16 protein-coding genes and 1 pseudogene are annotated in these 22,658 nt (G+C 72.9%); 6 read left to right on the top strand and 11 right to left on the bottom strand.

Annotated features, from left to right (window positions below):
• The 5 genes and pseudogenes from AY578_RS20125 to AY578_RS20100 all read right to left on the bottom strand — a co-directional run.
• Positions 1–1,106 (bottom strand): serine/threonine-protein kinase (locus tag AY578_RS20125; RefSeq protein WP_258903671.1); only part of this gene is annotated, 1,106 nt, incomplete at its 3' end.
• A gap of 83 nt (positions 1,107–1,189) precedes the next feature.
• The gene (locus tag AY578_RS20120) at positions 1,190–2,836 is read right to left on the bottom strand and encodes a serine/threonine-protein kinase (protein WP_026244291.1); all 1,647 of its coding nucleotides are present in this window, start codon (positions 2,834–2,836) and stop codon (positions 1,190–1,192) included.
• Positions 2,837–2,984: 148 nt separating this feature from the next.
• A pseudogene (locus AY578_RS34110) lies at positions 2,985–5,382 on the bottom strand (protein kinase domain-containing protein).
• A gap of 152 nt (positions 5,383–5,534) precedes the next feature.
• On the bottom strand, positions 5,535–7,505 hold the full coding sequence (locus AY578_RS20105) for a serine/threonine-protein kinase (protein WP_258907454.1): 1,971 nt from the start codon (positions 7,503–7,505) through the stop codon (positions 5,535–5,537).
• A gap of 424 nt (positions 7,506–7,929) precedes the next feature.
• Positions 7,930–9,636, bottom strand: a complete 1,707-nt coding sequence (locus AY578_RS20100; RefSeq protein ID WP_161231823.1) for a glycerol-3-phosphate dehydrogenase/oxidase — start codon at positions 9,634–9,636, stop codon at positions 7,930–7,932.
• Positions 9,637–9,982: 346 nt separating this feature from the next.
• Here AY578_RS20100 and AY578_RS20095 point away from each other — a divergent pair, with 346 nt between their 5' ends.
• On the top strand, positions 9,983–11,191 hold the full coding sequence (locus tag AY578_RS20095) for a nucleotide sugar dehydrogenase (protein ID WP_019527919.1): 1,209 nt from the start codon (positions 9,983–9,985) through the stop codon (positions 11,189–11,191).
• Between the two features lie 230 nt (positions 11,192–11,421).
• On the opposite strand, the gene AY578_RS20090 is transcribed toward AY578_RS20095, so the two are convergent.
• From AY578_RS20090 to AY578_RS20075, 4 genes are all read right to left on the bottom strand, one after another.
• Positions 11,422–12,546, bottom strand: a complete 1,125-nt coding sequence (locus AY578_RS20090) for a GuaB3 family IMP dehydrogenase-related protein (RefSeq protein ID WP_019527920.1) — start codon at positions 12,544–12,546, stop codon at positions 11,422–11,424.
• A 126-nt stretch (positions 12,547–12,672) separates the two neighbouring features.
• Positions 12,673–14,178, bottom strand: coding sequence for an IMP dehydrogenase (guaB, locus tag AY578_RS20085; RefSeq protein WP_019527921.1), 1,506 nt, complete (start codon positions 14,176–14,178; stop codon positions 12,673–12,675).
• Positions 14,179–14,352: 174 nt separating this feature from the next.
• Positions 14,353–14,940: a sigma-70 family RNA polymerase sigma factor gene (locus AY578_RS20080; RefSeq protein ID WP_006130726.1), complete on the bottom strand. Its 588-nt coding sequence runs from the start codon at positions 14,938–14,940 to the stop codon at positions 14,353–14,355.
• A 523-nt stretch (positions 14,941–15,463) separates the two neighbouring features.
• On the bottom strand, positions 15,464–16,075 hold the full coding sequence (locus AY578_RS20075) for a response regulator transcription factor (protein WP_003948568.1): 612 nt from the start codon (positions 16,073–16,075) through the stop codon (positions 15,464–15,466).
• 380 nt (positions 16,076–16,455) lie between these two features.
• On the opposite strand from AY578_RS20075, the gene AY578_RS20070 reads away from it, so the two are divergent.
• Entirely contained in the window at positions 16,456–16,788 is a 333-nt protein-coding gene (locus AY578_RS20070; protein ID WP_006130727.1) for a WhiB family transcriptional regulator, read from the top strand.
• A gap of 140 nt (positions 16,789–16,928) precedes the next feature.
• Here AY578_RS20070 and AY578_RS20065 read toward each other — a convergent pair whose 3' ends face one another.
• A complete protein-coding gene (locus tag AY578_RS20065; RefSeq protein WP_019527922.1) occupies positions 16,929–17,825 on the bottom strand; it encodes a LysR family transcriptional regulator in 897 nt (298 codons plus the stop codon).
• A 92-nt stretch (positions 17,826–17,917) separates the two neighbouring features.
• Between AY578_RS20065 and AY578_RS20060 the strand changes: the two genes are divergently transcribed.
• The 3 genes from AY578_RS20060 to AY578_RS20050 all read left to right on the top strand — a co-directional run bounded on the left by AY578_RS20060 (position 17,918) and on the right by AY578_RS20050 (position 20,250).
• A complete protein-coding gene (locus AY578_RS20060) occupies positions 17,918–18,598 on the top strand; it encodes an MOSC domain-containing protein (RefSeq protein WP_258903503.1) in 681 nt (226 codons plus the stop codon).
• 86 nt (positions 18,599–18,684) lie between these two features.
• Positions 18,685–19,458, top strand: a complete 774-nt coding sequence (locus tag AY578_RS20055; RefSeq protein WP_258903501.1) for an SDR family NAD(P)-dependent oxidoreductase — start codon at positions 18,685–18,687, stop codon at positions 19,456–19,458.
• 84 nt (positions 19,459–19,542) lie between these two features.
• Complete coding sequence (locus AY578_RS20050; protein ID WP_019527925.1) at positions 19,543–20,250, top strand: ester cyclase; 708 nt, start codon at positions 19,543–19,545, stop codon at positions 20,248–20,250.
• 22 nt (positions 20,251–20,272) lie between these two features.
• On the opposite strand, the gene AY578_RS20045 is transcribed toward AY578_RS20050, so the two are convergent.
• Positions 20,273–21,364 (bottom strand): hypothetical protein, encoded by a 1,092-nt coding sequence (locus AY578_RS20045; protein WP_028960229.1) that lies wholly within the window; start codon positions 21,362–21,364, stop codon positions 20,273–20,275.
• Between the two features lie 211 nt (positions 21,365–21,575).
• Between AY578_RS20045 and AY578_RS20040 the strand changes: the two genes are divergently transcribed.
• Complete coding sequence (locus AY578_RS20040; protein WP_258903498.1) at positions 21,576–22,550, top strand: hypothetical protein; 975 nt, start codon at positions 21,576–21,578, stop codon at positions 22,548–22,550.
• The last annotated feature ends 108 nt before the right edge of the window (positions 22,551–22,658 follow it).

The raw sequence follows: 22,658 nt of genomic DNA, 5'->3' as shown, positions 1-22,658 counted from the left end.
CTCGGCGTGCCGCCGCCCCCTTCGCCGCCCCGGTCCTGGAGCAGCAGCGCCCCCGCGGACACGCCCGCCCCGGCCAGCGCGGCGATCACCAGCGCCGCGACCAGGGCGCCCCGGGTGGGCTGACGGCGTACGGGGCGGGCGTCCGGCGTGTCCTGCGGGGCGGTCCCCGGCACCTGGCGCCACACCGGGCTGCGGCGGCGGGGCGGCTCGCGGTCCGGGAGCAGGTCGAGCGGGGCCGTCTCGGGCGTCCGGCCGGTCGCGAGGAAGGCGCGCAGCATCCGTTCGGCCCGGTCGGCGTCCAGCCGGCGGTCCGGGTCACGTTCCAGCAGGCCGCGCACCACGGGCAGGATCGGACCGGCCTGCGCGGGCGGCCGGATCTCGTCGACCACCACCGCGTGCAGGACCCCGCTCAGCGAGTCGCGGCGGAACGGCGACTCGCCGCTGAGCGCCTCGCACAGCAGCGCGCCCAGCGACCACAGATCCGACTCGGGCCCGGTCCGCGCGCCCGACATCCGCTCGGGCGCGGTGTACTCGGGCGAGCCGACGAACGACCCGCTCTCGGTGAGGGTGGTCGAGCCGGGCATCTGCGCGATGCCGAAGTCGGTGAGCAGCACCCGGTCGGTGCCGTTCTCCAGCAGCACGTTGGCGGGCTTGAGATCGCGGTGCAGCACCCCGGCCGCGTGCGCGGCGCGCAGCGCGCCCAGCAGGTCGACGCCGATCCGCGCGGCCTCCGCCGCGTCCACGGGACCGTCGGACGCTATCCGGTCGGCGAGGGACGGACCGTCGATCAGCTCCAGGACGATGTACGGGCGTTCGTCGTCCTCGACGACGTCGTGCACGACGATGATGTTCGGGTGGCTGAGCTGGGCCAGGGCGCGCGCCTCGCGCAGGGTGCGCTCGCGCTGCCGCCGGGCGTCGGCGGCGGTGAGCGTGTCGTCGTAGGGCAGTTCCTTCACCGCGACGCCCCGGCCGAGCAGTTGGTCCGTGGCCCGCCACACCACGCCCATGCCGCCGCGTCCGAGCAGTGCCTCCAGGCGGTAACGTCCCGCCACGACGCGGGCGTTGGCCCCGTCGGTCCCGTTGTCCGGCTCCCCCTCGGTCACCATGCGCCCATCATGCCCCACCGGATGTGTCCGCTCCGGTACGGCGATTCGGCCAACGGGCGCACGTCCGCGCACGCCGGGGGCAGTCAGGGCTCGCGCCAGCCTCTGAGGATCGTCTCGAACTGCTGCACGGTCGTGTCCCAGTCCTCGGCGGGCCCGGCCATGTAGAGGGCGTACTCCACGCCGTCACGCGTGAGGTACATCTGGTCCACCGCCCGGTACGGCCCGGGGAACTCGGTGTCCTTGGCCAGCGCGGTCCAGCCGTACTCCAGGCGCGCGGCCTCGCGGTCGCGGTAGGTCAGGCGGCTCAGCTCGATCTGCTCGTAGTCGACGAGCCGCCCGCCGACCTGCTGGTCGAGGTCGCTGAGGTGGTCGAACGGGTCGTCGTAGTCCGGGGATTCGTCGGCGGCGATGCGCAGGAAGTGCTTGCCGCCGTCGGGGGTGTAGTCGACCTGCTGCGTCTCCTCGTCGAACACCACCCGTTCCCAGTCCTCGCCAGGCAGTACGACGGTGAAGCCGAAGGGATCGCTGCGGCGCACCCACCCCTCGGGCAGGCCACCGTCGTCGGTCCCCTCCGTGTCCGACACGCCGGGCGTCTCCGTGGTCTCGACGGTCCTGGTCGGCGTCGCCGTGACGCCGCCGCGGTCGTCCTGCTGCTGGAGCACCACCGCCGTGCCCCCGCCGATGATCGCGGCCAGCGCGACGACCAGGGCGATCGTCCGCCGGCGCGAGCTCCGGCGCTGCACGGTCGGCGTCCCGTACGGCGCCTGCACGGAGGTGGAGCCGCTGTGCGGGCGGGCCGGCGTGCCGGTCGGGTACGGCTGTGCGCCCGCGCCGGGGTGCGGTCCTGTCTGGCGGGGCAGCGGGACGTGGGCGCCGACGGCCTGGGTGGGCACGTACTCCTGCGCCGCGCGGGGGCGGCGCCCTTCCGCGGCCTCGGCGAGCATCTGCTCGGCCGTCGCGGCGTCGGGCCGGGTGGCCGGATCCTTCCGGAGGAACGCGCTGATGACGGGCGCGAGCGGGCCGGCGTGCCGGAGCGGCTCGGCCTCCTCCTCGACGACGGCCTGCATGGTGGTGAGCGGAGAGGTGCGGCGGAACGGCGAGGTGCCCTCCACCGCCGTGTACAGGGTGGCGCCGAGCGCCCAGAGGTCGGACGCGGGGCCGGGGTCGTGGCCGCGGACCCGCTCGGGCGCCAGGTAGTCGACGGAACCGACGACTTCGCCGGTGCGGGTGATGGCCGCGTCGCCGTCTATCTGCGCGATGCCGAAGTCGGTGAGCAGCACCCGCCCGTCCCGGCCGAGCAGCACGTTGCCCGGCTTGACGTCGCGGTGCAGGACGCCGGCGGCGTGCGCGGCGCGCAGGGCGCGCAGCACCCACAGGCCGATGCGGGCGGCCTCGCGGGGCTCGACGCGCTCCTGCTCCTTGACGGCGTCGGCCAGCGAGCGGCCCTCGACCAGCTCCATGACGATCCACGGCCGGCCGTCGTGCTCCAGCACGTCGTGCACGGTGACGACGGCCGAGTGGTTGATCCGCGCGGCGGCCCGCGCCTCCGCGCGGGTGCGGGCCAGCAGGGTGGCCTGTTCGCTGTCGGAGACGTAGAGCGCGGCGGTGAGTTCCTTGATGGCGACGGAACGGTGCAGCACCTCGTCGTGTGCGCGCCACACCCGGCCCATGCCACCGCTCCCGATGGATTCACCGAGTCGGTAGCGGCCCGCGACGAGCGAGCCCTGCATCTGATTCACGTTGCCCCGCAATGGTCTTGACAGGGTCAGGGTAGGTACCCCGGCCCGTCCTGGGAACCGAGGGGGTGCCAGAGAGACCGCACTGTGATGGTTTGTCGCGCCCCCCGCGTCGCGTCTTCCCTCACGGCCGCGCCGGTGGTCAGCCGGTGTGCCGGTACGTGGCGGCCGCCTGCTCGTAGAGCCGTGTCACCTCGTCCCGTTCGCCTGCCGGGCCGCGCACCTGCACCACGTGGTAGCGGCCGTCGATCAGCGCGGCGAGGTTGCGCACGTACAGCTCGCCCTTGTCGCCGGTCCAGGTGAACTGGCCCTCGGCCATGACCCGTCCGCCGACCTCGATGGTCTTCAGGCCGGTGGAGGTGGCCCAGCTCGAGTCGCGGTACGGCTGCAGCTCGCGCTCGGCGTCCCGCTGGTAGGCCATCGGGTCGCCGCCGAACTGTTGGGCGCCGTCCCGGCCGGGCACCACGATGAGCTCGAAGTCGCCCTTGGAGTAGACGACCTGGCCGCTGCCGTTCTTGCCGGCGCGCTGCCAGCCCTCGGCGACGGCGACCTCGAAGCCCACCGGGTCCTTGCGCAGCGTGAAGCCGTCGGCGACCTCGGGGCCGGTGGTCTGTGTCTGGGTGGACGCGGCCGACTCCTCGGGTGTGCTCTGCTGCCCGTCGCCGCCGCTCGGGGAGCTGTTGCTGTCCGGGTGCGCGTCCCCCGAGGGGCTCGGCGCCGCCCCTCCGACGGCGCTCGTGCGGTCGGCGGTGGGCGACCCGGTGGTCTCCTCGCCGGCCTTCGGCATGAACAGCACCGCGTACGCGACAGCCGCCGCCAGGGCGAGCAGCACCAGCAGAAGCAGGGTGCGGCCGAGGCGACGCGGTGAACCGGCGCGCGGGGCGGCCTTCTTGTGCCGTCCGTGCCGTGCGGGCAGCCCGGCGCGGCGCCTGCGCACGAGTTCGCCCCGGCGCCGTATGACCGGCAGACGTCCCGCGTCGACCGGCGGGGCCGTGACGACGTTCAGGCCCGCCTCCGGCTCGGGCGCGGAGCGCACCAGGGACCGCAGCCAGCCGCGCAGCTCCTCGAAGTCGGGCCGCTCGGTGGGGTCCTGGCGCAGCAGCGACTCCACGACCGGACGCAGCGGGCCGCACTCCTCGGCGAAGGCGGGCGGCTCGGCGCACACCATCTGCACCAGCTCGGCCGTCGACTCCTCCGGGTAGGGGGCGTGCCCCTGCACGGCACGGAACAGGAGCGCTCCCAGCGCCCACAGGTCGGTGACGGGGCCGATGGGCGGCGCGAGCTGCCAGTTCTCGTGGACGGGTCCTGCCTGCTCGGGCGCCCAGCGTTCGGTGACGGGGCCGACGACGGCCATCCGGGCCTGGCGGGCGCGCTCGGCGGCCAGCGCGGTGGCGGGGCCGCGGCGGGCGGGGGCGTGCGCCGCTGGTTCGGGGGCGGCTTCGGGTGTGCCGCTCGCCTGGGCGCGATGCGGGTGTGGCTCCGTGCCAGCCGGAGGCGGCCACCCCGTACGGGTCGGCTATCTGGCCCGGAGTGACGACGGCCGCTGCTCGGCGCCTCCTCAGGGGCGGGCCGTGCGCCGGGCAGCGCGCGGGAGCCCTGCTGCCTCCTGGACGCGGCGGCGGCACGGGCGCGGCGCGGTAGGCGGCGATGGCCCCGGCCCGCGCCGCCCGCACGTCGCCCGCGCTGTCCAGCGCGCGGGGCGCCACCACGGGCGAGAGGTCGCCGGGTCCGCCGGTCCCGCCGCCGCCCGGGAGCCGTTTGGCGCGGGCCTCGATGGCCGCGCGGCGGGCCGCGTCCGGGTCGGGGTCGGAGGTGAACCCGGGCGGCCAGGCGGGTCCGCGCCCGCCGTCCACTCCGGCGCCGGGACCGAGCGCCTCGAGCGCCGTGCCCGGCTCCGTTTCCTCGTCGTCGGCGGGCGGCACCGGGTCGTAGCCGCACAGCGCCTCCTCGGCCGCGCCGACCGCGAGCCCGGTGAGCATCACCCGGCCGTCGTCGCAGACCAGCACCGTGCGCGCGGTGATGTTGCGGTGGACCCAGCCGTGGGAGTGCAGCACCCGCAGCGCGGTGAGCACGTCGGAGGCGACCTCGGCGGCCCGGTACGGGGACAGCGGCTTCTCGGCGAGCAGCGCGGCCAGCGGGCGCGCGGCGACGTACTCGCTGACGATCCACAGCGAACCGCCCTCCGCGAACACGTCGAAGACCTGGTCGAGGCGCGGATGGTCGGGCAGGGCCGCCGCGGCCTGCGCGGCCTCCACCGCGCGCCGCACGACCGGGTCGGCGGGCCGGCGCACCGCGCCCCGGCCCCCGCCGGGCACGCCTCTGCCGCGCCGCGCGCCGTCCCGGGCGGTGAACCCCTCGGGCAGCCCCTCGGCGTCCAGCACCTCGGCCTCGACGACCTCCGGCAGCGGCACCTGCCGGACCAGGACCTCCTGGCCGCTGTAGGTGTCGAAGGCGCGGCTCTCGGTCAGCTCGTACTCGTCGGAGGGGGGCAGGGGCAGGCGGTAGCGGTCGGCGAGAACCCGTCCCGCATAGTCGTCCACGTTGCCTCCCCCGGCACTACGGTCGGTCAGTTCCGTTCTCCGGACGGCCCGTTCCCGCTCCGTACGGTCCGCAACCACTCACGATACGTGCCGGAGGCAACCCGCAGAGAGGGGATGCCACATCTGGAGTCCCGATCAGCGGGCCGGACGGATCAGGACTTCGGGCGGAACGTCCTCGTCAGCGTCCGCCACGTGTTCTTGCGCTGCGCGCCGTCCCACGCGTCGGCCCTGGCCGTGTACATCAGCCCGTACCCCAGACCGTCGTTGACGACGGTTCCCCGGTCCACGGACCGGTAGGTGACGCCGCCGTCGACGTAGGTGAACTCCCAGTCGGCCGTCTTCCAGCCGCGGTACTCCACCGCCGCGATCCGTATGCGCTTGTACTGGGGACGCACCATGGCGCGCTCCTGGTTCGTCCAGTCGGCGACCGGGTCGTCCTTGGGCGTGGTGGTCCAGCCGATGAGCAGCTTCTGGCCGTTCGGCCCGGTGAAGCGGTCGCCGGCCGCGTCGGACGACTTGAACTTCCAGCCCGCGGGCAGGCCGATCGAGTAGCCCTGCTGGCCCCGGTGCGTCGTGGCCACCCTGGCCTTGCCCGCCCCGCCGTTCCCGGCGTCCCCGGAGCTGCCCGGCGCGGCGCCGCCGCCGGTTCCGGTGGAGCCGGGGGTGGCTCCGTCGCTCGTGCCGGTGCCGGAGGACGCGGTGGCGGAGCCGTCGGTCCTGGTGCCGTCCTCGTCGTCGTTCCTGGTCTCGGCACTGGGGGTGCTCTCGGCCACGGTCGGGCCGCCGCCGGAGCCCTGGGCGCCCTTGCCGTCCTCGTCGTCGCCGCCGAGGGTGAGGGCGAGGACGGTGCCGATCACGGCGAGCACGACGACCAGTGCAATGACGACCAGCGTGCGGCGCGGCACCACGTCGGTGATCGAGGCGCGCGGGGCGGGCCGGGCGGGCAGGTCCGGCGGGGTCATCACGGGCCAGCCCGAACTACGGCCGCCCGTGGCCGCGTTGGTGTCACGCGTGCTTCCGGGCGTCCCGGCGGCGGGGCTCGCGGCGGTCGCGGACCGCGCGGCGGCCGGCTTCGCGTCCCGGGTGCGCGTCGCCGCGCCGGACGCCGCACCGGCCGCCACCGCTGCCTTGCGCACGGAGCGCAGCGCGCCGCGCAGCTTCTCCGCGGCCTCCTCGCCCCGCCTGGCGCCGCCGTCCCGCGTGCCGGGCTGCTCGGGCAGCGGCACGACGCGGGTCGCGTCGGCCGGCCGGCCGCCGGCGTCCCTGGTGTCGGGCGCGCTGAGGACGGCGGTCAGCATGGCCCGCGCGGCGCGGTCGTCGAGCCGCTGGGCGGGGTCCTTGTTGAGCAGACCGTGGATGACGTCCCGCAGGGGGCCCGCGTTCTTCGGCTCCTCCAGCGGCTCGGTCATCACCGCGGTGAGCGTCGCGATCGCGGAGCCCTTGTCGTACGGCGGGGTGCCCTCGACCGCCGCGTACAGCAGGCCGCCGAGCGACCACAGGTCGGCCGCGGGGCCGGGCTTGTGCCCGCGGGCGCGCTCCGGGGAGATGTAGGAGGGGGCGCCGACGAGCATGCCGGTCGAGGTGATGGAGGGGTCACCCTCGACCTGGGCGATGCCGAAGTCGGTGAGGACGACGCGGCCGTCGTCGGCGATCAGCACGTTGGACGGCTTCACGTCGCGGTGCAGGATGCCCTCGCGGTGCGCGGACCGCAGCACGTCGAGGACGGCGAGCCCGACCTCGGCGGCGCGGCGCGGCTCGAGGAGGCCGTCCTCCCGGATGACCTCGGCGAGGGACTTGCCCTCGACGAGCTCCATGACGATCCAGGGACGGTCGTCCTCCTGGACCACGTCGAAGACGGTCACGGCGCTGGTGTTGCGGATCCGCGCGATCGCCTTGGCCTCGCGCAGCGTCCGGGTGATCAGCCGCCGCTTCTCCTCCTCGTCGATGTTCGACGGGAAGCGGAGCTCCTTGACGGCGACCGTACGGCCGAGGGTCTCGTCCTCGGCCCGCCACACCGTCCCCATGCCGCCGCGGCCGAGCACGTCTCCCAGCCGGTACCGCCCGGCGAGGAGACGTGCGCTCTTGTCCTGACGGGATGTCCCCGCCCGCTCCGCCTCCGACATGCGTCCCCTCATGCAACCCGCCCTGACAGAGCCTTCATTGTCCCTCACCCGACAAGCGCCCGACGCCCAGGGTGCCCCTGTCCGCCCACCGGACACGGCGGGCGGAGAAGTGAGGGAACGAAGCGTTCCTCCACTCTGCAGGACGGGTCCCGACAAAGCCGGAATCCGAAGCGTGCGGATTCGGTCGAGAGCGGTCGGTTGTGACGGGCCGTCGCCCAGGTCGGCGGAGGTGCGGGTGCGCCGGCCCTCACCGGCCGCCGCCCCGGAACCGGCCGCGCACATGGCCGAGTTACGCTGCCGGGCCCGGCGGGCGGGCCCCCGGGACGCGTCCGACGGCGACCCCACACCCGCCGGGTGGCGGCCCGACGCGCAGCGGGCCACGACCCCGCCTCCCCGCCGACAGGGCAAGCGGCCCGCGGGCGGGCTACAACGGCACGATGTCCGGCGCCCCCAGGCGTGCCGCGTCCGCCGTCAGGTCGTCGGGCTGCCGCTGCGACTCCCGCTCGGCCTCCACCCGCTTCTCGTAGTACTGCACCTCGCGGTCGATCTGGTCGCTGTCCCAGCCCAGCACGGGCGCCATCAGCTCGGCGGCCTCGCGGGCGCTGCGCGTGCCCCGGTCGAACGTCTCGATGGATATGCGGGTGCGCCGGGTGAGCACGTCCTCCAGGTGGCGCGCGTCCTCGTGCGAGGCGGCGTAGACGACCTCGGCGCGCAGATAGTCGTCCGCGGCCCGCAGCGGCTCGCCCAGGGACGGGTCGGAGGCGACGAGGTCCAGCACCTCCTCGGAGAGCGACCCGTACCGCTGGAGCAGGTGCTCCACCCGGACCGGGTGGAGGCCAGTACGGGCGGCCGTGCGGGCCCGGCCGTTCCACAGGGCGTGGTAGCCCTCGGCGCCCACCAGGGGAGTCTCCTCGGTGACGCAGTCCGCCACGCGCAGGTCGAGCCCGTGCACCGCGGCGTCCACGGCGTCCTTGGCCATCACCCGGTACGTCGTGAACTTGCCGCCCGCGACCACGACCAGGCCGGGGACCGGGTGGGCGACCGTGTGCTCGCGGGACAGCTTGCTGGTGGCGTCCGACTCGCCGGCGAGCAGCGGGCGCAGGCCCGCGTACACCCCCTCCACGTCGTCCCGGGTGAGCGGCACCGCGAGGACGGAGTTCACGTGCTCCAGCAGGTAGTCGATGTCGGCGCTGGACGCGGCCGGGTGCGCCTTGTCGAGATCCCATGCCGTGTCGGTGGTGCCGACGATCCAGTGCCGGCCCCAGGGGATGACGAACAGCACGGACCTCTCCGTGCGCAGGATCAGCCCGGTGCTCGAGTGGATGCGGTCCTTGGGCACGACCAGGTGGATGCCCTTGGAGGCCCGCACGTGGATCTGGCCGCGCTCGCCGACCATCGCCTGTGTGTCGTCGGTCCACACCCCGGTCGCGTTGACCACCTGCTTGGCGCGGATCTCGTACTCGCCGCCGCCCTCCACGTCCTGCACGCGGGCGCCGACGACCCGCTCGCCCTCACGCAGGAACCCGGTGACGCGGGTGCCGTTGGCCGTCCGGGCGCCGTACGCCGCCGCCGTGCGCACGAGGTTGAGGACGAACCGTGCGTCGTCCACCTGGGCGTCGTAGTACTGCAAGGCGCCCACCAGCGCGTCCTTCTTCAAGCAGGGCGCGACACGCAGGGCGTGACGGCGGCTCAGATGGCGGTGCACGGGGAGGCCCCGTCCGTGGCTGTGAGTCATCGCCATGGCGTCGTAGAGCGCGACGCCCGTCCCGGCGTAGAGCCGCTCCCAGCCCTTGTGCTGCAGCGGGTAGAGGAACGGCACCGGGCGCACGAGGTGCGGGGCGAGCTTCTCCAGGAGCAGCCCGCGTTCCTTCAACGCCTCGCGGACGAGGCCGAAGTCCAGCATCTCGAGATAGCGCAGGCCGCCGTGGATCAGCTTGCTGGAGCGGCTGGAGGTGCCCGACGCCCAGTCGCGCGCTTCGACCAGTCCCGTGGACAGGCCGCGTGTCACCGCGTCGAGCGCCGTGCCCGCGCCGACCACTCCGCCGCCCAGCACCAGCACGTCCAGTTCGCGCTCCGCCATGGACGCCAGTGATTCGGCGCGCCGCGCCGGCCCCAGTGTCGCTGTCCTCACCGCTGCCTCCCGCTCGTCGGTCGCATCGGCCGCACCCGTCGGGCGAAGCCCGGTCTCCCACCCTCATGCCCAGATTCTGACCGGGTTGCCCGACTTCGGCCACACGCCGCCTCGGCCTGTGGACAACCGCGGGTCACAGGCTGTGGACAACCTCGCGCCCGCACACCCACCGGACACCCCGCCACAGACACCACTGGGCGACCCGCAGGACGACTCACCGAAAACCAGCGGATCAATCCCGCATATCGGTCATATTTACTCCTAGTCTGACATTGCGCTCGCCTGTCCAGTCCTCAGCGCTTGCGCACCTGTCGTACTCCGGCTATTGGGAAGGACGGTCCACGCCATGCCCGCAGATCTCGCCGTCATCGGACTCGGCCCGTTCGGACTGCCCCTGGCCCAGGCCGCCGTCGCCGCCGGCATCCCCACCGTCGGGTACCGGACCGGCCCCGAGCCCGGTTCCCTCAGCCCCGCCGAGCAGCGGCGCATGCTCGCGCAGGGCTTCCGGGTCACCACCAGCGCGGCCGAGCTGGGCCGGGTGCGCACCGCCGTGATCTGCGCCCCCACCGCGCCCGCCGCCGACGGCGGGCTCGACCTCGGGCAGGTCGAGGCGGCCGCCCGCACCCTCGCCGCGCAGCTCCGCCCGCACACCACCGTGATCCTGGAGTCCCCCGTGCCGCCCGGCACCACGGAGGGCCCGCTGCTGCGGCTGCTGGAGTCGGGCTCCGGCCTGCGCGCGGGCCGCGACTTCCACCTCGCCCACTGCCCCAGCCGCGTCGACCCCGGCAACCGCGACTTCACCCCCGCCAACACCCCGAAGGTCATCGGCGGCCTCACCCCCGCCTGCACCGAGTCGGCGGCGGCCTTCTACGGCCGCATCACCGACAAGGTGGTCCGCGCCCGCGGCCCCCGCGAGGCCGAGACCGTGCAGCTGCTGGAGACCAACTTCCGGCACGTCAACATCGCCCTCGTCAACGAGATGGCCGCCCTCTGCCACGACCTGGGCATCGACCTGTGGGACGTGCTGCGCTGCGCGGAGACCAAACCCTTCGGCTTCCTCGCCTTCCGCCCCGGACCCGGCGTCGGCGGCCACACCGTCCCCCAGGACCTCACCGCGCACGCCGGCCGCACCCTGCGCATGGCGGAACTGGCCCAGGAGGTCAACGGCCGCATGCCCCGCTACGTCGTGCAGCGCGCCGCCGCCCTGCTCAACGAGCACGGCAAATCGGCACGCGGGGCGCGCGTGCTGCTCCTCGGGGTCACCTACAAGGCCGACCTCGCCGACCTCCAGGGCAGCCCCGCGCAGGAGATCGCGGTCCGCCTGATGGAACTGGGCGCCTCGGTCAGCTACCACGACCCGCACGTCCCGTCCTGGAACGTCCTGGACCGCCCCGTCCCCCGCGCCGACTCCCTCTACGAGGCCGCCGCCGACGCCGACCTCACGATCCTCCTCCAGCAACACCGCACGTACGACCTCCAGGGCCTCTCGGTGAAGGCCCAGCTCCTCCTGGACACGCGCGGCGCGACACCTACGGGGGCGGCGCACCGGTTGTGAGAGGGGGCGCGCGGCGGGCTTCCGTGTCACGGAGGCTGCTGGTGGGCGGGACGCCGCGCGGGTACGGACTTCACCGTCCACAAACGGATCCGGTCCCAGCGGGTGGGCCTGCGGTGGCGTCCCCATGGGCGCCCCCGGCCACCACACGCGCCGTTGGACACACGAAGGGGGCCGGTCACCCGTTCAGGTGACCAGCCCCTTTCCGTGCAGTACGGAGAACCGCCCAGCGACTACCGGCGGTGCTGGCTGTCCGCCACCGTGACCTCGACCCGCTGGAACTCCTTCAGCTCGCTGTAGCCCGTGGTGGCCATCGCGCGGCGGAGGGCGCCGAAGAGGTTCATGGAGCCGTCGGGGGTGTGGGACGGGCCGGTGAGGATCTCCTCCAGCGTGCCCACCGTGCCGAGGTCGACCTTCTTGCCGCGCGGCAGCTCCTCGTTGACGGCCTCCATGCCCCAGTGGTGGCCGCGGCCCGGCGCGTCGGTGGCACGGGCCAGCGGGGAGCCCATCATCACGGAGTCCGCGCCGCAGGCGATCGCCTTGGGCAGGTCGCCGGACCAGCCGACGCCGCCGTCCGCGATGACGTGCACGTAGCGGCCGCCGGACTCGTCCATGTAGTCGCGGCGGGCGGCGGCCACGTCGGCGACCGCGGTGGCCATCGGCACCTGGATGCCCAGCACGTTGCGCGTGGTGTGCGCGGCGCCGCCGCCGAAGCCGACCAGCACGCCGGCCGCACCGGTGCGCATCAGGTGCAGCGCGGCGGTGTAGGTGGCGCAGCCGCCGACGATCACCGGGACGTCCAGCTCGTAGATGAACTGCTTCAGGTTCAGCGGCTCGTGCGAGCCGGAGACGTGCTCCGCGGACACCGTGGTGCCGCGGATGACGAAGATGTCCACGCCCGCGTCGACGACGGCCTTGGAGAACTGGGCGGTGCGCTGCGGGGAGAGCGCGGCGGCGGTGACGACGCCGGAGTCCCGCACCTCCTTGATGCGCTGCCCGATCAGCTCCTCCTTGATCGGAGCGGCGTAGATCTCCTGGAGTCGGCGGGTGGCCGCCTCGTCCGGCAGGCCCACGATCTCGTCGAGCAGCGGCTGCGGGTCCTCGTAGCGGGTCCACAGGCCCTCGAGGTTCAGCACGCCGAGGCCGCCGAGCTCGCCGATGCGGATCGCGGTGGCCGGCGAGACGACCGAGTCCATGGGAGCGGCCAGGAACGGCAGCTCGAAGCGGTAGGCGTCGATCTGCCAGGCGATCGAGACCTCCTTCGGGTCCCGCGTACGGCGGCTGGGGACGACCGCGATGTCGTCGAAGGCGTACGCCCGGCGGCCGCGCTTGCCGCGCCCGATCTCGATCTCAGTCACGTCTGTGGCCTTTCCCTGTTGCGTTGCAGCGCCTTCCAGTATCCCCGACGGCCGCGGCGCCCACCGCCCCGGACGCGGGGCGAGGGCGGCCCCGGTGGTCCGGAGCCGCCCTCGGGAAGCCCGCCGCTACTGACGGCTGTAGTTCGGTGCCTCGACCGTCATCTGGATGTCGTGCGGGTGGCTCTCCTTGAGGCCCGCCGAGGTGATCCGGACGAAGCGGCCGCCTGCCTGGAGCTCGGGGACGGTGCGACCGCCGACGTAGAACATCGACTGGCGCAGACCGCCGACGAGCTGGTGGACGACGGACGACAGCGGACCGCGGTAGGGCACCTGGCCCTCGATGCCCTCGGGCACCAGCTGCTCGTCGGAGGCGACGCCCTCCTGGAAGTAACGGTCCTTGGAGAAGGACTTGCGGTCGCCGCGGGTCTGCATGGCGCCCAGCGAACCCATGCCGCGGTACGACTTGAACTGCTTGCCGTTGATGAACAGCAGCTCGCCCGGCGACTCCTCGCAGCCCGCGAGCAGCGAGCCGAGCATCACCGTGTCGGCGCCCGCGACGAGCGCCTTGGCGATGTCGCCGGAGTACTGCAGACCGCCGTCGCCGATGACCGGCACGCCGGCCTCCTTGGCGGCCAGCGCGGCCTCGTAGATCGCCGTGACCTGCGGGACGCCGACGCCGGCGACGACACGCGTGGTGCAGATGGAGCCCGGGCCGACACCGACCTTGATGCCGTCGCAGCCCGCGTCGACGAGCGCCTTGGCGCCGTCACGGGTGGCGATGTTGCCGCCGATCACGTCGACGCCGGAGGAGTTCGACTTGATCTTGGCGACCATGTCGCCGACCAGCCGGGAGTGACCGTGCGCGGTGTCGACGACGATGAAGTCGACGCCCGCCTCGATCAGCGCCTGGGCGCGCTCGAACGCGTCACCGGCGACGCCGACCGCGGCGCCGACCAGCAGACGGCCCTCTCCGTCCTTGGCGGCGTTCGGGTACTTCTCGGCCTTGACGAAGTCCTTGACCGTGATGAGGCCCTTGAGGACGCCGGCGTCGTCGACCAGCGGAAGCTTCTCGATCTTGTGGCGGCGCAGCAGCTCCACGGCGTCCGGGCCGGAGATGCCGACCTTGCCGGTCACCAGCGGCATCGGCGTCATGACCTCGCGCACCTGACGGGAGCGGTCGGTCTCGAAGGCCATGTCACGGTTGGTGACGATGCCCAGCAGCTTCTTGTTGCCGTCGGTCACCGGGACACCGCTGATGCGGAACTTCGCGCAGAGCGCGTCGGCCTCGGCGAGCGTGGCGTCCGGGTGGATCGTGATGGGGTCGGTGACCATGCCCGACTCGGACCGCTTCACCAGGTCGACCTGGTTGGCCTGGTCCTCGATGGACAGGTTGCGGTGCAGCACGCCGACGCCGCCCTGGCGGGCCATCGCGATCGCCATGCGGGACTCGGTCACCTTGTCCATGGCGGCGGACAGCAGCGGGATGTTGACCCGCACGTTCTTGGAGACGTACGAGGCGGTGTCGATCTCGTCGGGTGCCATGTCCGACGGGCCCGGCAGCAGCAGCACGTCGTCGTAGGTCAGCCCGAGTGTCGCGAATTTTCCGGGCACTCCGTCGACGTTGGCAGTCATGACACCTTCCCCAAATGGCCTTGATCGGTGCGGATGTCCATGCTAACGGGAAGCGTGGGTGTCTCATTCCACGGTTCCGCACGGTCCCCGGCTTCGTATGTTCGTACGGGAACGGCTGATCGTCCGTTCATCCGCATGTGACGCGTGCGCGAAGAGGCGGTGCGGGGACGGGTGTTACTGCTCCGCCAGGGCCCGCAGCCGGCTCAGCGCGCGGTGCTGCGCCACCCGGACCGCGCCGGGTGACATTCCCAACATCTGACCGGTCTCCTCCGCGGTGAGCCCCACGGCGATGCGCAGGAGGATCAGCTCGCGCTGGTTCTCGGGCAGGCTGGCCAGCAGTTTCTTGGCCCACTCCGCGTCGCTGCTGAGCAGGGCGCGCTCCTCGGGGCCGAGCGAGTCGTCGGGCCGCTCCGGCATCTCGTCGGACGGCACGGCGGTCGAACCGGGGTGCCGCATGGCGGCGCGCTGGAGGTCGGCGACCTTGTGGGAGGCGATCGCGAAGATGAACGCCTCGAAGGGCCGGCCGGTGTCCTTGTAGCGGGGCAGCGCGAGCAGCACCGCCACGCAGACTTCCTGGGCGAGGTCCTCGACGAAGTGCCGGGCGTCGCCCGGCAGGCGGGAGAGACGGGTGCGGCAGTAGCGCAGGGCGAGGGGATGGACGTGGGCGAGCAGGTCGTGCGTGGCCTGCTCGTCTCCGTCGACCGCGCGGTGGACGAGCGCACCGATCGCCCCCTGGGCCGTGCCCGCCTCGTCGTCGCGCATCGGTCCATGGTGCCCTGCGGACGCGGGGTCCGTAGCACCGTGTCCTTGGTTGTGCACCGAAGCGTTATGAGCAGGTGCGCCGGAAGTCATCCTTTGCGCCCTCCCCTTCCGCTCGACCGACTCGTCCCCGAGGAACTCCACACCTCAAGGATGCGGCATCCGCCGCGAAACGAGCAGCGGGTCCCTCCCGGCCGCGGCGAACACCACGTCCGCCGTGTGCGCCGGCCCACGCGTGCAGCCCCTGGCGGACCCGCGTGTACGGGGCCCGCGCCCGGGGTTCGCCGCTGCCGGCACAGCTCGCGGCCATGCGGAGCATCACGAGGACCGGGGCCGCAGCCGCTCGGCAGAGACACGGATGTCCGTACGAGAAATACGCACGGCCGACGCCTCGGCGCCGAAGGGCACCAACCACCGCGTCCCGTCAGGCCGACGCGTACCGGACCCGGGCCCGGGCACGCACCCGGACCCCGCGCCGGTAAGGCGCCCCGTGCCCCGGCCTGCACGGCCCGCAGGACGGGACGGCCTAGCGCACCAGGCCCCACCGGAACCCGAGCGCCACCGCGTGCGCCCGGTCCGAGGCGCCGAGCTTCTTGAAGAGACGGCGCGCGTGGGTCTTCACCGTGTCCTCGGAGAGGAACAGCTCGCGGCCGATCTCCGCGTTGGAGCGGCCGTGACTCATGCCCTCAAGCACCTGGATCTCACGCGCGGTGAGCGTGGGCGCCGCGCCCATCTCGGCCGAGCGCAGCCGGCGCGGGGCGAGCCGCCAGGTCGGGTCGGCGAGCGCCTGCGTGACCGTGGCGCGCAGCTCCGCGCGGGAGGCGTCCTTGTGCAGATAGCCGCGGGCGCCGGCGGCCACCGCGAGGGCGACGCCGTCCAGGTCCTCGGCGACCGTGAGCATGATGATGCGTGCTCCGGGGTCGGCGGAGAGCAGCCGCCGTACTGTCTCGACGCCGCCCAGACCGGGCATGCGCACGTCCATCAGAATCAGGTCCGAGCGGTCGGCGCCCCAGCGGCGGAGGACTTCCTCGCCGTTGGCCGCCGTCGTCACGCGCTCGACGCCGGGCACGGTCGCGACCGCGCGGCGGAGCGCCTCTCGGGCAAGCGGGGAGTCGTCGCAGACGAGGACGGAAGTCATGGCCGCCCTCCGCAGCTGATGCGCGTCACCTTGAGCCTCCAGGCTGGTACGAAATCGTCACCTTGCGGTCGACCGTCTCGGACGCCCGCCCGAGCGCTTGTTCTTTCAACCGCCTCGCACTCTCAACGACGGTCACTCGAAAGAGTTACGGGGCCGTCTGCCATCTTCGGCACTCTACGTGAGGAGGCGCTCACGGTGGAGACACGCGCGACATACCCCCGAACTTTCATCACAACCCATGCCCCATTCAGCCCCTTTTCTTCCCCTTTGATGGTGTCCGGAGCTAGATTCGCAATGAGTCATATTTTCATCTCCTTTGATCGTAGTTGTACGGTCGTGGACACCGGATCCGCCCAGTAACGGCTACAAGGGGTCACGCAATGGCAGATTTCTCCCGCCTTCCCGGACCGAACGCGGACCTGTGGGACTGGCAGCTCCTGGCTGCCTGCCGCGGGGTGGACAGCTCGCTCTTCTTCCACCCGGAGGGCGAACGGGGCGCCGCCCGAAGCGCACGCGAGAACTCGGCCAAGGAGGTCTGCATGAGGTGCCCGGTACGCGCCGAGTGCGCCGCACACGCGCTGGCGGTGCGCGAGCCGTACGGCGTGTGGGGCGGCCTGACCGAGGACGAACGCGAAGAACTGATGGGGCGGGCGCGCAACCGGCTGGTGTCGGCGTCGGGCGCCGGCGGACACGCCACCGCCTCGAACACCTGAAGGAACGTTTCTCCGGAAAAGAACCCCAGGCACGCACGCGTGCCCACGCTCTGTCAGCCGCACGCCGGTCACTCGGCGCCTTCAGGCGGCCGAGGCGGCTCAGGCGGCCGCGGCGGCCGCGGCGGCCCAGGCGGCTTCCCTCACCTGGCGGCGGCCGCCGCCAGCTTCTCCAGCGTCGCGGTGACCGCGGGGACCTGGGCGAGGTCCGGCAGGGTGAGCGCGACGATCTCCCGCCGCACGGCGGGCTCCAGGTCCACGGTGCGTACGCCGCGCGGCCGCAGCGACTCCAGCGCGAGCTGCGGCAGGACCGCGACCCCGAGTCCCGCGCCGACCAGACCGGCGACCGCCGGGTAGTCGTCGGTCGCGAAGTCGATGCGGGGGGTGAAACCCGCCGTCTCGCACACCTCGACGAGCTGGCCCCGGCAGCGCGGGCAGCCCGCGATCCACGGCTCCTCGGCGAGGTCGCCGATGGCGACCGACCCCGCGCGGGCCAGCCGGTGCCGTTCCGGCACGAGCCCGACCAGCCGGTCCGACAGCAAGGGCCGCACCACCAGGTCCTCCCACTCCTCCGCGCCGCTCGCGCCCTCGTAGCGGAAGGCGAGGGCCACGTCGCAGTCGCCGTCGCGCAGCATCCGCACGGAGCGGGGCGGCTCGGCCTCCTCCAGGGAGACCCGGGTGCCGGGGTGGGCGTCGCGCAGGGCGGCGAGGGCGGTCGGCACGAGTGTGGAGCTGCCGCTGGGGAACGACACCAGCCGGACCCGTCCGGCGCGCAGCCCTGCGATGGCCGCGACCTCTTCCTCCGCGGCGGTGAGCCCGGCGAGGATGCCCGCCGCGTGCCGCACCAGCGCGTCGCCGGCCTGGGTCAGCCGCATCTCGCGGCCGGTGCGGACGAGCAGCGGCGTGCCGGCGGACGCCTCCAGGGCCTTCATCTGCTGACTGACGGCGGGCTGGGTGCACCCCAGTTCACGGGCGGCGGCGGAGAAGGAACCGGTGGAGGCCACGGCGCGCAGCACGCGGAGGTGGCGGGCTTCGATCACACCGCCAGGATACGCACAGGGATAAGCCTGCCTTTGATCAACCGGGAATTAATGCGTCGACGCTTTGATATGCATGCCCTACCGTGCACCGCATGAAGCTTCTGTCTGTGAACCTGGGCCGCCCGAAGCCCGTCCCCTACACCGGTCAGCGCGACGGCCTGACCGGTATCGACAAGCGTCCGGTGGAGGGGCCGGTGCGGGTGTCGGCGCCCGGCGCGAAGGGCATCGGCGGGAGCGGACTGGCGGGGGACGCGGTGTGCGAGACGCGGCACCACGGCGGGGACGACCAGGCGGTGTACGCGGTGGCCCGCGAGGACCTCGACGAGTGGGAGCGCGCGCTGGGGCGCACGCTGCCCGCCGGCTCGTTCGGCGAGAACCTCACCACCGTGGGCGTCGACGTCTCCGGGGCGCTGATCGGCGATCGCTGGGCCGTGGGGCCCGAGGTCGTCCTGGAGGTCACGTCCGGGCGTATTCCTTGCCGCACCTTCCAGGGCCATCTGGGTGAGGACGGCTGGGTCAGGCGCTTCACCGACCGGGCCGCGCCGGGTGCGTACCTGCGGGTGATCACGCCGGGCGAGGTGCGCGCGGGGGACGCCGTACGCGTCGTGCACCGGCCGGACCACGACGTGACCGTGGCTCTTCAATTCCGGGCGGTGACGACGGAGCGGGCCCTGCTCCCCCGGCTGCTGGCGGCGGGGGACGCGCTGCACCCGGAGGCGCTGCGGAAGGCGCGGGAACATGTGGAGAAGTACGGCGCGGGCGTGGAGGTCTGACCGTACGTCGGCGTGTGTCCTGGAGGACCGGTGTCGGCCCGAACCACAGAGCGGACGGCTCCGCTCCGGGTCACTACTCTTGCGCCATGACAACGGCTCTGATTACGGGATCGACGGCGGGGATCGGTGCCGCGTTCGCGCGGCGGCTGGCGGCCGACGGCCACGACCTGGTGCTCGTGGCCCGGAACACCGCCCGGCTTCGGGAACAGGCGACCGAGCTGCACGACCGCCACGGCATCGAGGCGGAGGTGCTGACCGCCGACCTGTCCGAGGACAAGGGCATCGAGGCGGTGGAGCGCCGGCTCGCCGACCGCCGCAACCCGGTCGACCTGCTGATCAACAACGCCGGGTTCGGTCACAAGGGCCGCTATCTCGAGGTCCCCATGTCCGACGAGCTGACGATGCTCAAGGTCCACTGCGAGGCCGTGCTGCGGCTGACGTCGGCGGCGGTGGAGGCGATGCGGGAGCGCGGACGCGGCGGAGTCGTGAACGTCGCCTCGACCGCGGCGTTCGTGCCGCGCGGGACGTACGGGGCGTCGAAGGCGTGGGTCGTGCAGTTCACGCAGGGCGCGGCGCAGGACCTGGCCGGTCACGGCGTACGGCTGATGGCGCTGTGCCCCGGCTTCGTGCGCACCGAGTTCCACGAGCGGGCCGGCATGGGCACGGACAACATCCCGCGGTGGATGTGGCTGGACGCAGACAAGGTCGCCGCGGCGGCGCTGGCGGACCTGGCCCGGGGCAAGTCGCTGTCCGTCCCCGACCCGCGGTACAAGGTGCTGATGGGCGCGTCGAAGCTGGTCCCGCGGAACCTGCTGGGCGGCATCTCCTCGAAGACCGGCCGCAAGTACGGGCCCCGCTGACACGCCGGGACGCGGGCCGCGCCCCGGAGGACAATGGGCGTGACACGACCAGCCGACCCTGGCCCGGGTGCCGGAGGTGACGTGATGACCTTCGTACAGCTCATCGACTGCAGGACGGACCGGTTCGAGGAGCTGGACCGGCTCATGGACCAGTGGGTGGAGCAGACCAGGGGGAGGCGTACGGCGACGCACGCGGTGGTCGGCAGGGACCGCGGCGACACGTCGCACCTGGTGGAGATCGTGGAGTTCCCCTCGTACGAGGAGGCGATGCGGAACTCGAAACTGCCGGAGACCGACCGGATCTTCCGGGAGATGACCGCCCTGTGCGAGGGGACGCCGACCTTCACCGATCTGGACGTGGTGCGCGACGCGCGGCTGAACGCGGACACGGCCGGCCGCTTCTTCGAGGTCGTGACCGCCTCCTACGACCTGTCCCCGCTGGCGGACCTGGTCGAGGAGGACTACCACGACCACGACCCGAAGAACGAGCAGGATGTCGTCGGCCTGAAGGCGCTGACCCGCGAGCTGGACGGATGGCGCGCCAGTTTCGACTTCAGGTTCCGCGTGGAGGACCGCATGGCCCAGGGCGACCGGGTCTGCACCCGCTGGACCTGGGAGGGCATCCACAAGGGCGACTTCCTCGACATCCCGGCCACGGGCAAGCGGGCCACGATGACCGGAATGACAGTCCTCCGCTTCAGCCCTTCCGGGAAGATCGCGGAGGGGTGGTGGGAGTACGACCGGCTGGGGCTGCTGGGGCAGCTGGGGGTGCTGGAGCCGCCGGAGCTGTGACCGTCCCGAACCGGCCCTTCCCTCACCGGAAACGGCTGTGGAAGGACGACGCGTCCGCCCGCGCCCAGCGGTTGAGTGTCTCGCTCTCGTCGTCGTAGGTGAGCCACGTGCCGTCGCCCAGTGGGCGAACGTCTCCGTCGACAGGGCCCGTCGGGTACGTGACCACCCCGCGTATGCGCAGGGTGCGGGCATCAAGCAACCAGTGGCGGGCCCGCTCCGGGTCCCTGTCGGAGTCGGCCGTCGAGGCGATGACCGTGTCGGAGTCGACGAAGCCGCAGCCGTAGTCCCAGTAAGCCTCGTCCTCGCCCACGGCCGGCTCGGGCTCCTTCCGCTCGGCGATCACCGCGCCGTCCGGGGCGTGCAGGCGCAGGTCCGCTCCGTATTGCTCGACCGTCAGGAAGCCGGGGTACCCCGGGTGAACGTCCGTCAGAATGCGGTTCCGGTCCTCGTTCAGGTCCCAGCTCGTCAGCATCTCCCTGTCCCAGCGTGCCCAGTACAGCAGGATGCCGTCCTGCCCCATGCCGATGCACAGCCCCATGTGGACACCGTCCGGATGGGAGAGGTGGTTCGAACCGGCCGCCGCGCTGTCCAGTGGCAGCCTCGCCAATTCCCGTCCGTCGCGGGCGTCCAGGACCACCCAGCGCTCCTGCCAGTCACCCGGCTCCGGTTGCCCCACGACGTGCGCCCACACGAGCCGGCCGTCGTCCGAGATCCGGCAGGAGCCGTGCTCCGAACCGCGGCACACCTCCTGCTCGTCACCTGTGTGCGGGTGATCGAGCTCGGGGCCCCAGCAGCTGTGCCGGTACTCCCACAGCGTCTTCCCGTCCGCCCCCATGGCCCGTACCGAGCGCTGTCCCGAGAACACCGCGAACGTGCCGTCGGGGCTCACCGAGTGAACGCCCTGGTCCCACCTGGGCCAGGGAAGGGGAAAGACGGCCTTCGGCGCGCGCTCCCCCGAGAACAGCTCGCGGAGGTCGTAGACCTCCAGTTCGTGCCCGTTCCGGAGGAGAGCGCGATACGGGTCGTCCCTCCGGTCTTCGAGCGCGAAGCCGCTGACCAGCTCGCGTCCGCCCGGCAGCCTCACCGAATCGCGCAGTTGTGCGGTGATCGACATGGCCCGAAGCTAACGGACCCCGCTGACAACGCGATCCACTTCTCGCACAGACCTTCACTCAACGCGTCCACGTGCGCACGCTGCGTGCGGTAGCGTCGCCTCGACATCACGTCTTCCGCGTGCCACGCCGGGCACGGAACGAAGACGGCCCCCGCGACGGTTGCAGCCGTCCGCGAGGGCCTGGACCACCAGTGGAAGTAGGGCTCCCACAGTGATTTACCGGCACCATATCGCGCCCCCGCGCGCCTTCACGCAGTTCTCCCACGACCTCATCCGGCACCCCCGGCTTTCCTCCGACGCCGTGCGGCTGCTGACCTGGCAGCTCTCCCTCCCGGAGGGGGCGCGTGAGTCGTTGTCCCGCACCGCCGAGCGCGCCCGTATCGGGGCGTGCGCCTTCACGAGGGCCAAACGGCAGCTCAAGGAAGAGGGGTTCGTGCACGAGCGGCGGCTCCAGGGGCCCGGTGGTCACTGGGTCACCCAACAACTCGTCTCCAAGGTGCCGTTGGCTGCCGCCGAGGCCGCCAAGCTCCTCGGGCGGATGCCCGTCCACGCACCCTCTGCCGATGCGTCACCGCAGGTCGCTCCGAGTCCCCGCATTCCGGCCGTCGGTACTCCGACCCCTCCGTCCACCGACGGTCATCCAAGGAAAGACCTCGGGGAAGACACCTCTCACCGTCCCGCCGAGCCGGAGCGGGAACCGGCCCCCGAGACAACCGAGGTCCCCGAATCCGCCAGCGCCCTCGTCGCCGCCCTCCCCCGCCTCTCCCCCGACCTGCGCCGCATCCCCCGGGGCATGCACGACGAACTGGCCCAGCTCGTCTCCGCCTGGTTCGCGGCCGGTCACACCCCCACCGCCGTCCGCACCCACATCCTGCGCGGCCTCCCCGACGACGGCACCCCCGTCCACCGCCCCGGCGGCCTTCTGCGCTACCTGCTCCGGGACGTCCCGCCCGTGCCCACCCCGGCCGGCCGTGCCCCGGCCTCCGAGCGGCCCGTTCCCGGACGCCCGTCCGGTCGCCTCGCCGCTCTCCGCGAATGCGAGGGCGACCACGTACAGGCGACACTCTTCCGGCCGACCGGCGACGAAACCCTCTGCCGACGCTGTCTCTACTCATCGCCGGCCGGTGCACGGTCCGACGGAGCCGGGAACGATCCCGTACGGCTGCAGCGGGGGCACCGGAGCTGACGGACGACAACGGGGTGCGCCGGCTCGCCGAAGACGCCGAAGAGGCATGGCTCAACCGGCTGGCCGATGAGGCAGAGTCCGTGGGAACCGACGGATCGGTCTCGCTCG

Origin of the sequence: Streptomyces thermocarboxydus (assembly GCF_024760485.1) — a bacterium.
GTDB lineage: Bacteria > Actinomycetota > Actinomycetes > Streptomycetales > Streptomycetaceae > Streptomyces > Streptomyces cellulosae.
The sequence above is the reverse complement of the archived record's forward strand: the minus strand, read 5'-3'. Positions and strand labels throughout refer to the sequence as shown.

Bases quoted from the DNA above. Each gene is read 5' to 3' on its own strand.
- AY578_RS20075 (WP_003948568.1), bottom strand. From the start codon at position 16,075: ATGACTTCCGTCCTCGTCTGCGACGACTCCCCGCTTGCCCGAGAGGCG.
- AY578_RS20070 (WP_006130727.1), top strand. From the start codon at position 16,456: ATGGCAGATTTCTCCCGCCTTCCCGGACCGAACGCGGACCTGTGGGAC.
- AY578_RS20045 (WP_028960229.1), bottom strand. From the start codon at position 21,364: ATGTCGATCACCGCACAACTGCGCGATTCGGTGAGGCTGCCGGGCGGA.
- AY578_RS20120 (WP_026244291.1), bottom strand. From the start codon at position 2,836: ATGCAGGGCTCGCTCGTCGCGGGCCGCTACCGACTCGGTGAATCCATC.
- AY578_RS20095 (WP_019527919.1), top strand. From the start codon at position 9,983: ATGCCCGCAGATCTCGCCGTCATCGGACTCGGCCCGTTCGGACTGCCC.
- AY578_RS20050 (WP_019527925.1), top strand. From the start codon at position 19,543: ATGACCTTCGTACAGCTCATCGACTGCAGGACGGACCGGTTCGAGGAG.
- AY578_RS20105 (WP_258907454.1), bottom strand. From the start codon at position 7,505: ATGTCGGAGGCGGAGCGGGCGGGGACATCCCGTCAGGACAAGAGCGCA.
- AY578_RS20055 (WP_258903501.1), top strand. From the start codon at position 18,685: ATGACAACGGCTCTGATTACGGGATCGACGGCGGGGATCGGTGCCGCG.
- guaB (WP_019527921.1), bottom strand. From the start codon at position 14,178: ATGACTGCCAACGTCGACGGAGTGCCCGGAAAATTCGCGACACTCGGG.
- AY578_RS20060 (WP_258903503.1), top strand. From the start codon at position 17,918: ATGAAGCTTCTGTCTGTGAACCTGGGCCGCCCGAAGCCCGTCCCCTAC.
- AY578_RS20080 (WP_006130726.1), bottom strand. From the start codon at position 14,940: ATGCGCGACGACGAGGCGGGCACGGCCCAGGGGGCGATCGGTGCGCTC.